Annotated in this window: 16 protein-coding genes; all 16 read right to left on the bottom strand. The window is 36.8% G+C overall.

Features of this window, described 5'->3' with window-relative positions; all coding sequences use genetic code 11:
- Positions 1-25 precede the first annotated feature (25 nt).
- Positions 26-1129 (bottom strand): PTS fructose transporter subunit IIC, encoded by a 1104-nt coding sequence (locus tag ACW0TQ_RS02465; RefSeq protein WP_212928711.1) that lies wholly within the window; start codon positions 1127-1129, stop codon positions 26-28.
- Positions 1130-1161: 32 nt separating this feature from the next.
- A complete protein-coding gene (locus tag ACW0TQ_RS02470) occupies positions 1162-1470 on the bottom strand; it encodes a PTS fructose transporter subunit IIB (protein ID WP_212928712.1) in 309 nt (102 codons plus the stop codon).
- An 18-nt stretch (positions 1471-1488) separates the two neighbouring features.
- Positions 1489-1941: a fructose PTS transporter subunit IIA gene (locus ACW0TQ_RS02475; RefSeq protein WP_212928713.1), complete on the bottom strand. Its 453-nt coding sequence runs from the start codon at positions 1939-1941 to the stop codon at positions 1489-1491.
- A 26-nt stretch (positions 1942-1967) separates the two neighbouring features.
- Positions 1968-2285 (bottom strand): PTS fructose transporter subunit IIB, encoded by a 318-nt coding sequence (locus tag ACW0TQ_RS02480; protein ID WP_212928714.1) that lies wholly within the window; start codon positions 2283-2285, stop codon positions 1968-1970.
- Between the two features lie 13 nt (positions 2286-2298).
- Entirely contained in the window at positions 2299-2739 is a 441-nt protein-coding gene (locus tag ACW0TQ_RS02485; protein WP_212928715.1) for a PTS sugar transporter subunit IIA, read from the bottom strand.
- Complete coding sequence (locus ACW0TQ_RS02490; RefSeq protein ID WP_256705627.1) at positions 2729-4222, bottom strand: BglG family transcription antiterminator; 1494 nt, start codon at positions 4220-4222, stop codon at positions 2729-2731. Before ACW0TQ_RS02490 ends, ACW0TQ_RS02485 begins: the two co-directional genes overlap by 11 nt.
- 532 nt (positions 4223-4754) lie before the next feature.
- Positions 4755-5558 carry an inositol monophosphatase family protein gene (locus ACW0TQ_RS02495; protein ID WP_455725304.1) on the bottom strand — a complete coding sequence of 268 codons (804 nt, stop codon included), beginning with the start codon at positions 5556-5558 and terminating at the stop codon, positions 4755-4757.
- Positions 5559-5607: 49 nt separating this feature from the next.
- Positions 5608-6417 (bottom strand): Cof-type HAD-IIB family hydrolase, encoded by an 810-nt coding sequence (locus ACW0TQ_RS02500; RefSeq protein WP_455725305.1) that lies wholly within the window; start codon positions 6415-6417, stop codon positions 5608-5610.
- A gap of 395 nt (positions 6418-6812) precedes the next feature.
- Positions 6813-7619, bottom strand: a complete 807-nt coding sequence (locus ACW0TQ_RS02505; protein WP_042535964.1) for a histidinol-phosphatase — start codon at positions 7617-7619, stop codon at positions 6813-6815.
- 24 nt (positions 7620-7643) lie between these two features.
- Positions 7644-8645, bottom strand: coding sequence for an extracellular solute-binding protein (locus ACW0TQ_RS02510; protein ID WP_042531672.1), 1002 nt, complete (start codon positions 8643-8645; stop codon positions 7644-7646).
- A gap of 28 nt (positions 8646-8673) precedes the next feature.
- Positions 8674-9753, bottom strand: coding sequence for an ABC transporter ATP-binding protein (locus tag ACW0TQ_RS02515; protein WP_193062808.1), 1080 nt, complete (start codon positions 9751-9753; stop codon positions 8674-8676).
- A gap of 19 nt (positions 9754-9772) precedes the next feature.
- On the bottom strand, positions 9773-11476 hold the full coding sequence (locus tag ACW0TQ_RS02520; protein WP_193062806.1) for an ABC transporter permease: 1704 nt from the start codon (positions 11474-11476) through the stop codon (positions 9773-9775).
- Positions 11477-11544: 68 nt separating this feature from the next.
- Positions 11545-12582, bottom strand: coding sequence for an ABC transporter substrate-binding protein (locus ACW0TQ_RS02525; RefSeq protein ID WP_193062804.1), 1038 nt, complete (start codon positions 12580-12582; stop codon positions 11545-11547).
- A gap of 250 nt (positions 12583-12832) precedes the next feature.
- Positions 12833-13879 carry an ABC transporter substrate-binding protein gene (locus tag ACW0TQ_RS02530; RefSeq protein ID WP_226894745.1) on the bottom strand — a complete coding sequence of 349 codons (1047 nt, stop codon included), beginning with the start codon at positions 13877-13879 and terminating at the stop codon, positions 12833-12835.
- A gap of 288 nt (positions 13880-14167) precedes the next feature.
- A complete protein-coding gene (locus tag ACW0TQ_RS02535) occupies positions 14168-15205 on the bottom strand; it encodes an ABC transporter substrate-binding protein (RefSeq protein ID WP_193062802.1) in 1038 nt (345 codons plus the stop codon).
- A 32-nt stretch (positions 15206-15237) separates the two neighbouring features.
- Entirely contained in the window at positions 15238-16020 is a 783-nt protein-coding gene (locus ACW0TQ_RS02540) for an HAD family hydrolase (RefSeq protein WP_212929454.1), read from the bottom strand.
- Between the last annotated feature and the right edge of the window lie 151 nt (positions 16021-16171).

The following is a 16171-nucleotide window of genomic DNA, read 5'->3' on the forward strand; positions in this document are numbered from 1 at the left end:
GTTTAGAAAAAGTTTCATTATTATATTAATAAATTTTAATATCATCTAAATCAATATCTTCTTCTTCCACTTCTGTTTCTACGCTCGCTTCGTCTTTAGATACATCTTTCTTGATTAAAGCCAATGTTACTCCCGTTACAAGAATATTGACTAATAGTGCAATAACTCCTGACATCGGATTAGTCATCGTTGGTAACATTAATACTCCGCCGAATGGTACTGTTGCATCAGCTCCTAACATCATCGATACTGCTCCACCTGCAGCTCCGCCAACAGCTGTTGCAATCACACAACGAATGATATCATTCATAACAATTGGAATGACACCTTCCACAATATTAATAAAGCCCATTGGAACTGCCGATTTTAACGTCTCTGTTTCTAATGGTTTATAGATTTTTTTTCCAAACAATTTTGCTATAAAATATGCTAATCCAAAACCGACCGGTGTTGCTGTGTTTACTAATTGTAATGCTGTAATCGGGCCATTGAGACCCTCTGCCTGCATGGTCAATACAAAGGCAAATACAGTTTTATTAATTGGACCGCCGTAGTCAACCCCGCTCAATATACCTACAACGCCACCAAATGCTAATAAAGAAGAAGATCCTAAATTATTTAAAGCACTCGTTAACATTGATGTAAAAGCAGCAATCGGTACACCAATAATGTAAACCATGATTAAACCGCCAATAATAGAAGTAAAAAATGGAACGATTAACGTCGGCATTAATCCTTTAGCCCACTTAGGCACTTTAAAGTATTTTAAAATACTTATAGCAAGATAACCTGATAAGAACCCGCCTAAAATTCCGCCAATGAAGCCAGCTTCAATGGCATTAGCAGTTAAACCGATAATAAAACCTGGAGCGATCCCTGGTTTTCCAGCAATGGAGTATGAAATCCCTGTAGAGATAACTACCGGTAATAAACCGAGACCTGCTCCTCCCATTGTTGCTAAAGCATCCCAAATGGAAAACTCACCTTGTACCAATATATCCTGGCTTGTACCTCCAAATCCCATACCAATTGCTATTAAGAAACCTGCTCCACAAACGATTGGAATCAGATATGAAATTGCCGTTAATAGATGACCTTTAAGGTTTAATTCTCTAAAAAATTTCTTCATTTGCCACCCTCCTATACCATTCTTTGATTACTTTATCCAACAACTTCTTTTGCTTTTTCAATTAGTTTGTTTGGTGACTTTACAGCAATCTCTGTTGATACTTCAATAGTTCGCTTCCCCTCAAAACGTTCTTGCCCAGAAACTTTCACATCCGCTGCTATAATAACAATATCAGCTTCTGCAATCTGTTCCGCTGTTAATTCGTTTTCTATTCCAATAGTTCCTTGTGTCTCTATATGAATTTGATGCCCTGCTTTCTTTCCGGCATTTTCAAGTTTTTCTTGTGCAATATACGTATGAGCAATCCCTACAGTACATGCTGCAACTCCTACAATTTTCATCCTTTTCTCTCCCTTATATTAATTACTAAAAGCTTCTTTCGCTTCTTCCCTCTTTGAAGCATGGAGTAATTTTTTGATTACTTCATCATTACCTAATTTTCTTGCAAATAAAGATAATAATTTCAGATGATTTTGCGCACCTTCATTGTCGTTTCCTACAGCAAAAAGAATGATTCCTTTCACGCCATTTCCATCCAGTGTTTCCCATGGAATTTCTTCTTCACTAATTCCAATAGCCACTCCTAATTTCTGCACAAAATCACTTTTTCCATGAGGAATTGCAATGTAATTTCCGATTCCTGTCTGTCCTTCTGCTTCTCGATCATAAATATCTTTCATAAATCCTTCTATATCTGTGATATACTCATTTTCTAAAAGTAAATTTGCCAATTCTATTAATGCTTCTTCTTTACTTTTAGCATTCATATTTATTTTGATCGTATTTACATCTATAATGTCTTTTACATCCATACTTTCCCCTCCATTTAATAAAAAGTTTATTGATTTTTATTTACTACCTCTTCTGCTTTCTCAATAAGTTTATTTGGTGATTTCACAGCAATTTCTGTTGGCACTTGAATGGTTCGTTTCCTTTCAAAACGTTCTTGTCCAGAAATTTTTACATCTGCTGCCAAGATAACAATATCAGCTTCTGCAATCTGTTCTGCTGTTAATTCGTTTTCTGTCCCAATAGTTCCTTGTGTCTCTATATGAATTTGATGCCCTGCTTTCTTTCCGGCATTTTCAAGTTTTTCTTGTGCAATATATGTGTGAGCAATTCCTACAGTACATGCTGCAACTCCTACAATTTTCATCATGTTTCCTCCTCTAAAATGTAATGATTTCTTTATATAAACTTGATGGTTCTTCGGCATTTAATAAACGGTTTAAATAATCTTCATCTGCTAAAGATCTTGTAAATAAAGAGATTTTTTTCTTTATTTCCTCTTGTTCATCTGCCTTTAATAAGATAATAATGATTAGTCGAATATCTTCTATATTGTTATCCCAACACAATATTGGCTTTGTTAATCTAAGAAATACAATTTGACTTTCCTCAAGCAGATTACTTTCCATATGCGGCAGCAAAACATGTTCTGCTATTAATGGGCTTCCAACCTTTTCCCGCTCGTTCAATTGATGAATAATAGCTTGTCGTTGCTGATAAGAATGATGCGGACAGGCGATGGTAGAAATAAAATCATATACCTGCTCTTTCGTTTCTAAAGTACTATTGAAATAAACTTGGTAAAATGAATTATCGTTCATGATAAATCTCCTCTATTTTACTTTGAAGCCTTTTTTGGTCATCCATTGTAAACATGGCACTTACTAATAAAGAGTGAACAAATATTGGGTCTCCAATATGAACCGTGCTTAGAATCAGTTCAATATCAGCATATTTTTCTTTAAACATTTGCATATTTCGGGAAGCTACGACATCTACAATTTCTAATTCAGGAAATTTTTTAGCTACTTTTGCTTTTAAGAGTTCTGAAGTTCCAATTCCTGTTGTGCACATGATAAGCGTTTTGATAGGGCGCTGATGCTGGCTTGTCTCAATAATTTTTGCGAAATATAGCGTGATAAAACCATTTTCATCATCATTTATTACCGGCAAATCAAGCTTCTCACTTACTAGCTCAGAAACTTTTGTTACCCCTGCGAATATTTCTTCATAGGTTATTTTAATTTGACTTAACAAATTGTTTTTAATTCTAATTTTATGTTCTAATCTATTCAGCATTGGTTTAATATGGTTAGCCAAATCTATAAAAATCGATTGGCTATCTATATTTATACCTAATTTGGTGCCCATTTCATCAATATACAATTTAGTCACTTTAATAACTTCTGAGGAAAAAGTTGACGTGGAACCAACAACCCCTTGCATTCTCGATGACACCAAGTATTGATAAAGAAAATAAATTTCAATTTCCGGCAATGTATTATTCAAATATTGTTCAATATGATGGACCGTAGTCTTCGCAACCTGATATAAAATATTATTTTCTCTCATATTCTCTATTTCTTCAGGGGATACCGCATCTGGAAACAATAGATATGGATTTTTCCTTGAACGACTTAACAAGATATAAAGATGCGAAAAAATATTTACGTTATATGGATAAGGGATTGTTATATTTAAATCTTTTTCAATGCTCCTTATTTGGTCTAAAATAAATAAAACGTCATATTTATTAAAATTAAGTTCCGGGTTATTTTTTAAATCATCAATATCAATAATATTAAATATTTCAATAATGTCCTTAATTGCCTTTCTAATGTTAATTTCTTCTCCTAATATAGCCAGCTTTCTATTTTTTCGTTCTAACACCAAGCTGTACTTTTTAAGCTCTTCACTCATTATTTGTTCATCATTCGATACAACGGAGTCTCCCACATAATAGTTGCTATACAAGTGATAGATATTTATAGGTTTCGGAGAAGACAATAACAATTCTTCCATAATTCGTTTACGCCTCTCACGAGGAGAAAAAGCGTCTGCTTTGTATTGTTTATTTCTTTTTTGATAATTAATAAATTTTTCGTAATCCAATTTGTAGCCTCTCCCTTTCTCAGAGAGAATTAAAGAACCGCTTTCATATTCATCATTAATTTTTTTTATTAAACGATAAACTGTTTTTTGAGAAGCGTTTAATATTTTAGCTATATCATCTGATGTAACGTAATCTTGATTTTTGGAAAGAAACAGTAACAGTTTTTGTTCACGATTATTTTTTGAACTCACAGCACCCCTCCTTGTCATATTTATATTAACTTAATTTGCAGAAAACGCTTTACTGATAATTGACCGTTGCAACGGTCAATTATCTGACATCCTTTAGAGTTAAGGTAAATGAAATCAGCATTAAATAGAGGCAAGGAAGGATTTCCTTGTCTCTATTATCGCTATTTTAACCAATATTATAAGAATCCATAAAATGGGTTTTATTGTAAAGGGAAATACAATAATTAAAAAATATAGGATAATTAACAATAATTTAGTTTTATTTTAGAGGGAAAGGTTATCATATTCTATTTTGAATGATATAGAAATAAACTGTGCATAGAATAAAAGGAAGGATTTCCACATTGCTCACATCATATAGGAGATTATCATAATTTTCATTAACCGGCATATCTCTTTTTATGTACTCTCTCTAAGTACCCGCCAGAAATAAAAAAAGACATTCCTTAGGAAATTTCCTTCCTAGGAATGTTCTTATGTCCAATTACTATCATATTCTTTCCTTTTGAATAGTATACCTGAAAATTTATCATCAAAAACCATGGATAGAAGCAAACGCCTCCTTCCACTCCTCATCAATCTTTCCATTCGTACAAGTGAAATTCGGAAATTCAAAGCGAACATCCCTTCCATCCAATTGGTAAACACTCCCCCCTGCTTCCTCAACAATCAATCTGCCTGCAGCAATATCCCAAATATTCACACCCCATTCCCAAAATGCATCCAAACGTCCAGAAGCAACATAAGCACAATGCAAGGCAGCTGAACCGAAAGTACGGACATTTCGAGTCAACGGAGCAATTTTCACATATCCCTCTAAAACATGATTACGGTCACTTTCATATTTAGCTGGAACTCCAGTTGACACAAGGCTTTCCGCTAAAGAACCCTGCTCGCTTACATGAATTGCTTCTCCATTTAATGTTGCTCCTTTTCCACGTTCAGCAATAAATAATTCATTTGCAACAGGATCATAAATGATGCCAAAAGCAGCTTCCCCTTTACAATATAAAGCTACTGAAATCGTATATCCCGGCAATCCATGTACATAATTCGTCGTTCCATCAATTGGATCAATTACCCATAGATTAGGATGCGTTTCTAACATTTCTAGCATTTTATCATGACCTATCTCTTCCACTGTTTCTTCTCCAAAAACAGCATGCTCTGGGAAATCCCTCTTTATTTCCTCGGTTATATATTTTTCTGTTTTCTTATCCATTTCTGTAACTAAATCCATATCGCTGCCCTTTGTTTCAACAGTGAATCTAGAATTCACCTTATCTACCAGTCTTCTCCCTGCTATTATGACGATTTCACATACCTCTTCAAACATGGCATCACCTTCTCTTCAGAATTTGAATTGTATCAATAATCTACTTTTATCACTTTAAAGCAACAGAATGACTTATATCTTCAATAATGCTTTGAATAGCGTGATGCTCATGATGAACGGTTTCCCGAAAGTTCTGCTGCTTCAATAAATCAATGGCATTTTCAACCACATAAGCTGTATCAGCTGTTTGTAACATGGTCAAATCATTTTCATGATCCCCGACACAAGTGGTATGTAAGTCGGTTCGTTCTATATATTTGAGAAGTTCTTTCACAGCGTTTCCCTTGGAAGCATCCTTTGGTAAAATTTCTAAATAAATTTTATCTGAATAGACCATATCACAAGAAACATCACTGGATTGCACTAGCTGTTCACATTTTTTTAAATTAGCAGGATCATTTGAAATAACAAGAACTTTTGTCACATAGCTTGTATCAAAATCAGCACCTATTTCCTTAACCTTCACTTTATCTTTTTTCTCATTCTCTTTAACCAATTCATTGTAATCTAGTGTATAGGCCCTTTTATTTTGATAATAATTTATTCCAATTGAATGACCTTCATTCAATGTTTGTAATTGGTTAAATAATGGTGTGAATTGAGTAATCTTTTGTTCAAATATACGCTGTTTTTTCTGATTATCATAAATAACAGCCCCATTATACAAAATAACAGGAAGTGCAATTCCTAATTCTTGCATATAAGGATAAACAGATTCTTCAATCCTTCCGGTAGCAATGGTAAACAATCCGCCGTTCTTTATAAATTGCTTGATAGATGATTTATTCTCCATACTTATTTTCTGCTTTCCATCAAGTAAGGTGCCGTCTAAATCAGAGATTAATAGATGATTATTCATTCCATCGCGTCCCTTCGCAATTCTTTTTTACTATATAAATTAAAATTAATAGCTACCGCTACAGAAAAACACTACGCTTTCCGTGGGCTTGAGCTCAGCCTCCTCGAAAAAAAGAAGTTCGCTTTTTTTCTGCGGGGTCTTCCCTCCGCGCTTTCCCACAGGAGTCTCCGTGTTTTTCTTCCGCTAGTTACTGTTTTCAATCATCATTTTGTCATTTTTATAAGAAAACAAAAGTGTAATTTCTTACTTCAATTTATATAGACTATTTTATTTTTATCTTCATCAAACAGATTAAATAGGTTATCTTATATTCTTGAACGATAACATCCTAATTTTAGAAAAAACCGCATCCGCTAAAGAATGAGCGTATGCGGGTTTCTTCATACTCCACACAATTAAAGTGACACCGTATATCTTTTCTTGTTAACAAAATACACCATTTCCTGAAAGCCAATTTGTTTTAAAGTTTCCTGTACTTCTAAGTAATCATCCCCTACTCTGGAAGGTACGTGAGAATCTGAACCAAAAGATATATCTACACCGTAATGGCATGCCCTTTCTAATATTTCATGGGAAGGATACCATCCGCCGCAATCCTTATTTTTACCGGATGTATTCACTTCAATAGCAACACCTTCATCTGCAATGACTTTTAATGTTTCTTCTATCACTGATGTTTTGACATCATGAAAATCTAATAAATATCCTTTCATCGCATCAATATGTCCCAAGACTTGAAACATACCGCTTTTGGCAGATTGCTGAATCGAATGGTAGTAGGTTTCTTTTTCCTCGAGACGTTCTCCCTCTGTTAAATAATCCCATCTGCCTTTTTGAAAAATACTTTTATCGTGAACATGATGGACAGAGCCAATGATATAATCAAATGGGTATTTTTGATAAATGCTTCTATACATATCTGCATATTCAGGAAAGTAATCACTCTCCATTCCAAGCAGCACATGAATTTTATTCTTATATTTTTCTTTCAGCGTCAACACTTCATTTACGTATTCATCCAGTTCGCTCTTCGCCATTGCAATTCCCGGATATAGCTGATCTTCCTTCGAATAAAAATAAGGAGAGTGATCTGAGATTCCAATATAATGTAAACCACGATCTATTGCAGCCTTAATGTAATCCTCTATTTTTCCTTCTGCATGCCCGCACCTATCATGGTGCGTATGTAAATCAAAAATTATATTTGTCACTTCGCATCTTCCCCCTTACTCTCTAAATTGGATAACTTCTTTAAAATCAGAAATTAAATTTGATCGGCTTTCCACTGCTTCTTCCTCATCAACAGGTATAATCAATAATTCATCCAACGATACGGACTGTGGCGGATTTACTGCATTCACATTGGTCAGCATATGATAATTTCCTATTCTTTGTCCTATTTCCTGTGCTTCCTTTGTTAATGACCAATCGATAAACTCCTGTGCAGCCTCTTGGTTTTGGGCATCTGTCGTCATAGCGATGGCTTCGACTTCATACGTTGTCGGTTCTGTCGGGTAGATAATATTCAACTCATTAAATCCCTCATTCTTCAGGCGCATGGCATCGTGAGCAAACATAATCGTTGCAGCACTTTCCTTATAACCTATAAACCTTCCAGTTGAATCTTCTGCCAAAGTGTAATCAGTTACATTTTGATTGATATTTTGCAGCACACTTCTTGTTCGCAAATCTCCATATAATTCATCAAAGAGAGCAATCGTAAGGTACCCTGCTTCTGTTGATTCTGGATTTGGCAATGTCAGCCAGTTCTTATATTCTACCCGTTGCAGATCACTCCACCGCTGCGGGTTACTTACCCCTTGTTCCACATGCCATTGACGATTGGTTACAATGGCCAAGACCCCTACACTAATTCCAGTCCAATACCCTTCTTCATCCTTATATATTTCGTCAATTTCTTCTCTATAGTCCGAAATATATGGTTCCAAGAGTCCTTGCTGTTTCGCCTCTTCCATTAAAAAAGACGATCCCCCATACCAAATATCAAATTCCTCTTCTCCATTCTCCAATGATTGAAGAATTTCAAGATTACTTTTTCTTTGAAAAGAAATATGGATACCCGTATCCCGTTCAAACTGCTCTGCAATTCGGATCATATAAGCTGTATCCATTCCAGTATAAACCTGTAATACTTCTTTTTGCCCAGCCTTGCTGCAACCAGAAAGAAGGAGAAGGACTACGAACAATAGCATTGTTATTTTTCGCATAGCATCTCTCCCCTCCTTCTATTTAACCTTATGCCGGTACAACATGCAACGAACGTTGTGAAAATGTCAGGTTCACACTATCGCCGTCATAATAAACTTCTTTCCCGCCTGGATCAGCAACAACCGCATGCAATTGAATACCATTAAAATCTAACTCGTACTCTTGTATCTGTCCCATAAATACACTTTTTAGAACTTTCGCAGGCTCTGTTCCCTCCTTACTAAGATTGATTGCTTCTGGCCGAACAACCACAGAAACAGATTGCCCTTCATGAAATGTATCTGCATCCTGCTGTAAAACTTCGATGGTAGTTTGTTTCGTTTTTACAAAGAGACGATCTGATTCTTTCTTATCTACAACGCCTTCTAAGAAGTTTGCTGTCCCAATAAAATCGGAAACAAATTTTGTTTTTGGTTTTTGATATACTTCCATTGGCGGTCCTACTTGTTCAATATGCCCCTCATTCATAACAACAATACGGTCACTCAAACTCATCGCTTCACTTTGATCATGTGTGACATAAATTGCTGTAATGCCAAGTTTTTTCTGGATACGGCGAATTTCATCACGCATCGTAATTCGTAGTTTCGCATCTAAATTGGATAACGGTTCATCGAAAAGTAGCACTCCAGGCTCCATTACCAATGCCCGGGCAAGCGCAACACGCTGCTGCTGACCGCCAGATAATTGGTTTGGCATCCTGTTTTTATTCACATGTAAGTTCATAATATCCATGACTGGTGTCACCCGTTTTTCAATTTCACTTCTACTTAACTTTTTTAGTTTTAATCCATAGCAGATGTTGTCATACACGGACATATGTGGAAACAATGCATAGGATTGGAACACCATTGTGCAGTCTCTTTTATTTGCAGGGATATTTTGAACATTATCCTCTCCAAACATAATTACACCATTCGATAGTTCTTCAAATCCGGCAATCATACGCAGTGTAGTTGTCTTTCCGCATCCGGAAGGACCTAGTAGTGTTGCAAATTCTCCTTTTTCAATATGCAAACTGACATCGTTAACTGCTGTCATTGTCTTTCCTTCATCATCGGTAAATTGTTTCGTTACATTTTCCAGCTTTACGGATTTTGCTGACATATGTTATCCCTCCACGTATTTAAGTCGTCACAGAATCTTTTGAAGCAATCTCTGCACCTGTTTGTTGATCTTTTCTTAGCTTCCACTTACCAGTAAATAAAGAAGTTAATCCATTTAAAATTAACATCGCAACGATCATTAAGATAATCAATAATGTACAATACGCACTTGCAACGCCAATTCTTCCTGACTCTACTTGCGCTAAGATAGAAGCAGTAATCAGGTTATATTTTGCAGAAACCAGGAAGATTACAGCGCTCATCGCTGTCATACTTTTTACGAAAGTGTATACGATTGAACTGAAAAATGCCGGTCGAATCAAAGGCAGTACGATTGAAAAGAAGGTCTTCGAACCGCTCGCTCCCAAATTTGTTGCTGCTTCTTCTATCGAAGGATCTATCTGCTGAAGGGAAGTAATACCGGACCGAATCCCTACTGGCATCGCACGAACAATAAATGCAGCAATAATAATCAATGCAGTACCGGTAATGGCTAATGGCGCCTGGTTAAACGCCAAAATGTAGGAAATACCGATTACAGTCCCTGGAATGGCCATGGAAAGCATGCTGATTCCTTCCATTAATTTTTTCCCTGCAAATCTTTTACGAACAATCAAGAATGCAAGAATCATTGCAAATAATCCTCCAATTGGCGTCGCAATAATGGATAGTCGTAACGTATCTGTCACTGCTTTTTGACCGATAGAAAACACATAATTATAATGATCTAATGTAAAGCTGTAATTGACGCCCCATAGCTGAATAAATGATCCGATTGGAACTAAGATATAGAATAAAATAACCGTTCCCGATAAACCGAAACAAATGGTAATCATCACCCGGCGAAACATACCTTGGGAAATCATTTTCCGAACTCCAGTCGGTTTCCCGGTAACGGTGACATAATTCTTCTTCCCAATCCAAAAATTCTGGAGTACGTATAAAATAACTGTTGCACTAAGTAAAACCATTGCAAGAGCTGCCCCAGCCTGCATATTATAGCTTCCGACTGCCTGCATATAAATCTCTCTTGCTACTGTATTATAGTCTCCCCCAATGGTCATTGGGTTCCCGAAATCAGCCATCGACTGAATAAATACAAGTAAAAAAGCATTTCCGATTCCCGGAACAGATAATGGTAACGTTACTTTCTTAAATGTCTGCCATTTCGTAGAACCAAGATTATCACTTGCTTCCTCCAGAGAAGGGCTAATCGATTGTAACAGCCCTGCCAGAACTAAGAAGGCTACCGGGAAATAGGTCAGGGTTTGAACAAGAATCAAACCATGTAATCCATAAATATTTGCTCCCTCTATTCCCAGCAATGTCTCAGAAATAAATCCTCCTCTTCCAAAAAGCAGAATCGCTGATAAAGCAATAACAAATGGAGGAGAAATAACTGGTAAAATGGCAATTCCATTAAATAATTTCTTAAATGGAACCTTGATATAAGCTAATGTATAAGCAAAGAAATAAGCAATCGCTGTTGATAAAATAGAAACAATGACTGCTAAAACCAATGAATTCGTTAAAGCACTGGTTAACTGTCCGCCAGCAAATACCCTTTTATACCCTTGCCAATCTATTTCACCATTTGATATAAAACTAGACAAAAAGATTTGGAAAAGCGGATAGACAATAAAAACAATGAGCGTCAGCATAACCAATACAACAAGTAATAACAACATTGGCTGTTTGACTAATCTGCGTATGTTCTCCTTCATAAAAAGCTTTCACTCCTTTTATGTTGAAAAGGGAGCTGACAGCCCCCTATTTTCAACGTTTTCTATCTCTAGTTATTTACTTCATTATCCCAACGGTCAAGAATTTCTTGACGACGCTCTCCAGCCTCTTTCGGGTCTGAATCTAACAGGTTAATCTCTTCTAAATCTGGAGCTCCTTCAGGCGGAGTTGCATCGGGATGCGTAAGGCTCTGGAAATTATCTGTTTCTTGACCAACTTCCTGTGCTCCCGGACCTGCAGCCCAATCGATAAATTCTTGCGCAAGCTCTTCATTTGGAGCTCCCTCAATAATACCTACCCCTCCAATTTCAAATCCTGTTCCATCATCCGGGAAGGAGAGAACAATATCGTCAAATCCTTCTTCTTGATATTTAACAATATCATGTGCAAATAGAATTCCTGCTCCTACTTCATTTAGTCCAACCATTCTGCCTGGCGCAGAGCCACTAGTCGTATATTGCTGAACTTGTGGGTGAAGTTCTTTTAAGTATTCAAATCCTTCCTCATCTCCGCCTTTCGCACGCAGAATGGAATATAATGCTGTATAGGCTGTACCTGATGAGCTTGGATGCGCCATTACTATTTGGTTTTGATAAGCAGGGTCTAACAGATCCTCCCAGCTTGTCGGTGCTTCCAGACCATTATCATCCAGGAAGTTCTGATTTGTTGCAAAACCAATTGCACCTACATAAACGCCTGTCCAATAGTGATCCGGATCTTTATACTCCTCTGGAATATCTGCTGCTACCGGCGAATCATACGCATGTAACAAGTCTTCCATTTTAGCAGCCTCAAATGTATCTGCCGGCCCGCCGTACCAAATATCTGCCTGCGGATTATCTTTTTCCGCACGTACCTTTGCCAAGATTTCTCCAGCTGACATACGAACCATATCGACATCAATTCCTGTATCCTGTTGGAACCTTTCAATTGCAGCAATCGCATGATCCTCTTGGAATCCAACATAAACTGTTAATGTTCCGCTTGGACTATCTCCGCCTTCTGCCCCATCTGAATCATTTGATCCGCACGCAGCTAGCAGAAAAACAGCTAATAATATAAATAATAAATTTATAGATTTCTTCAATGTTCCTACCTCCTTTTTTCTTATGTCTTAAGTTTATGTGTATGCGCTTCCACGTTCAACACCAAATGAATTCCTTTTGAAGCGGTATAGAATTGGTATGGAGAATTACATTTAAGATTCATATTTTATGGGAAATACTAACGCAGAGTAGTAAAGCTATAAACAAAAAGAAATCCGGCCTGCTTCTAAAATTTTTAATAGAAGTTTGAAGCAAGTCGGATTTCTTTTAATTATTCATGCTATTAACATTTTAATTATTCACTTCGTTATCCCAACGATCTAGGATCTCTTGACGACGTTCCCCAGCTTCTTTGGGATCTGAATCAATTAAATTAATCTCTTCTAAATCAGGTGTTCCTTCAGGCGGCGTTGCATCTGGATGCGTTAAACTCTGGAAGCTATTCGCTTCATGCCCGACTTCTTGAGCACTTGTTCCTGCTGCCCAATCCACAAATTCCTGTGCCAGTTCTTCGTTTGGAGCTCCTTCAATAATCGCAACCGCTCCTATTTCATATCCAGTCCCTTCTTCTGGAAAAGAAAGAACAATATCATCAAAACCTTCCTGTTGAAACTTTATAATATCGTGAGCAAATAAGATCCCTGCACCAACTTCATTTAAACCAACCATTCTTCCTGGAGCTGATCCACTGGTTGTATATTGTTGAACCTGGGGGTGAAGTTCCTCTAAATATGCAAAACCTTCTTCGTCCCCACCTTTTGCACGAAGAGTAGAATACAGTGCTGTATAAGCAGTGCCTGAAGAACTTGGGTGCGCCATGACGATTTCATTGCTATATGCAGGGTCTAATAAATCATCCCAGCTTGTCGGTGCCTCTAAACCATTCTCATCTAAGAAATGTTGATTAGTTGCAAAACCAATAGCACCAACATATATCCCAGTCCAATCTCCCTCAGAATCTTTGTATTCTTCTGAGATATCTTCAGCAACCTCTGAATGGTATGAATGCAGTAAATCCTCTGTTTTTGCTGCTTCAAATGTATCTGCTGGACCTCCAAACCAAATGTCTGCTTGCGGATTATCTTTTTCCGCACGCACCTTTGCTAAAATTTCTCCTGCCGACAACCGAACCATATCAACATTAATTCCAGTTTCTTCTTGAAATTTATTCACTGCTGCCAATGCATGATCCTCATTGAAAGCCGAATAAACTGTTAATGTTCCGCTTGGACTATCCTCTTTATCTGCTCCGTCAGCTTGATTTGAATCATTTGACCCGCATGCAACAAGCAGAAAAAGAACCAATAGTGTAAATAATAATTGAATCCATTTCTTCAAAGTTATTCTCCTCCTTTTTTATATGACTTCAGTTTATTTGTATGCGCTTACACAAACAACACCAAATATTCTCCTTTTGATACGGTATAGAATTGGTATGGTAATATAAAACATGAATGTTTAATCGTTGACTAACTTCTTCTATTAAAGAATTAGTTGTATAAACTGACATACTACTCTTTCATCTATTAGCAGTTGTTCAACAAAATAAAAAAGCCGAATAAATTCAACTTCAAAAATAAGAATGCTGAACCATTCGACTTTACTCACATAGAACTATGATATGTTTTAATTATTCACTTCATCTTCCCAACGGTCAAGAATCTCCTGACGACGTTCTCCTGCCTCGATTGGATCTGAATCAATTAATTCAATTTCTTCCAAGTCAGCTGCTTCCTCCGGCTCTATCGCATCTGGATGAGTTAAATTATTAAATGCATTTGCTTCCTGACCCACTTCCTGCGCATTCGCACTTACAGCCCAATCAATAAATTCTTGTGCTAATTCTTCATTTGGAGTACCGTTAATAATCCCGACTCCGCCAACCTCATACCCTGTTCCTTCTTCCGGAAAACTTAAGACGATATTATCAAAGCCTTCTTTTTGGAACTTAATGATATTATGTGAGAATAGAATTCCAGCTCCTACTTCATTCATCCCTACCATTCTCCCTGGAGCTGAACCGCTCGTTGTATATTGCTGAACCTGATTATCCAGATCTTTCAAATAGTCAAAACCAGCATCATCACTGCCTTTAGCACGAAGAATAGAATAAAGCGCCGTGTACGCCGTACCTGAAGAGCCTGGGTGAGCAACGACTACCATATCTTTATATGCTGGATCTAATAAATCATCCCAGCTTGCAGGTGCCTCCAAGTTATGTTCATCTAAAAAGTCCTGGCTTGTCGCAAAACCAATAAGCCCTAAATAAATCCCTGTCCAATATCCTTCTTCATCCCGGTATTCTTCAGGGATTGCTTCTGCCTCTGGGGATTGATATGGCTGAAGTAAATCCTCTTCTTTCGCAGCAACAAATGTATCTGCTGGACCGCCGTACCAAATATCTGCCTGTGGATTTTGCTGCTCAGAGCGAATTTTAGCCAATATTTCTCCTGTAGACATACGAACCATATCAACATCAATTCCTGTATCCTCTGTAAATTGATTAATTGATGCAATGGCATGCTCTTCTTCAAGACCGACATAAACAGTCAATGTACCATCGTTTTCTGCTCCACCAGTTTCTTCTGTATCATCAGAACCGCATGCAGCAAGAATCAATCCTAAAAATAAAAATAGCGGTATTATCTTTTTTGTAGTTTTCATACGATGAATTCCTTTCTTTCATTTTCTTTACTTTAATTCACAACTCCAAGCTTCTTCAGTCCGTTAAAAATTCCATTCTCCTCAACGGTTGTTGTTTGAAAATCTGCATATGGAACAAGCATCGAGTCCGCATTTCCCATTGCCACGCCTGCTCCAGCAAATTGCAGCATTTCCTTATCATTCATTCCATCACCAAAAGCAATCACTTCAGAAGGTGATAGATTCAAATGTGCTATCATTTTTTTTACTGCTTCTCCTTTATTCACGGAAGTACGAATTAGATCATAGGACTCTGTAGAATGTTTGATATTAACTTTAGACAGCTGATAACCTTCTATTAAACTAAAATCTCCTTTGCTGTCAAACACATTGATTGCCGTCGCAGCTACAATCTGATCAGCAACATCTTCTGTAAACAGTTTAAATTCCTTCATTTGCGAAACTTTACTAAAATAAATAACGTGTGCATCCTTTAGAGAAGTAAAATAATTATTTTCTGTGGTATAAAGCGCAAGTTCACTTTCTCCTTGGTAGGAGATAGAAATCATTTTCTCGACATCCTCTTTACGCATCGCAGCTTTAAAAATCATTTCATTCTCGTGCATTGCATAGGATTCATTATAAGTAATCGATGAGGTGATTCCAAAGTCATTTGTCAAATTAACAATATCCATTAAAGGTCTGCCAGTACATAGAAATACTTCTATACCTGCTGCTTTTGCTTGCCGAATGGCTTCCTTGGTTGAAGCATCGTAAGTGTGGTCTGGCTTTATAATCGTTCCATCAATATCTAAAAAAATTGCACGGTAGCTCATTTTGGCCTCCTTTTTTAGTTCCTTCCTCTAAAAGATAGATGAATTCTTATGCTCTTTTCTAATTATTACTATACTTTAAGACTATAATCATTTCATGGAACGCTCCACACCAAATTATTTCCGTTTAAAATGGTAGAACTTTAGCTTATGA

Source organism: Oceanobacillus sp. M60, from assembly GCF_053839645.1.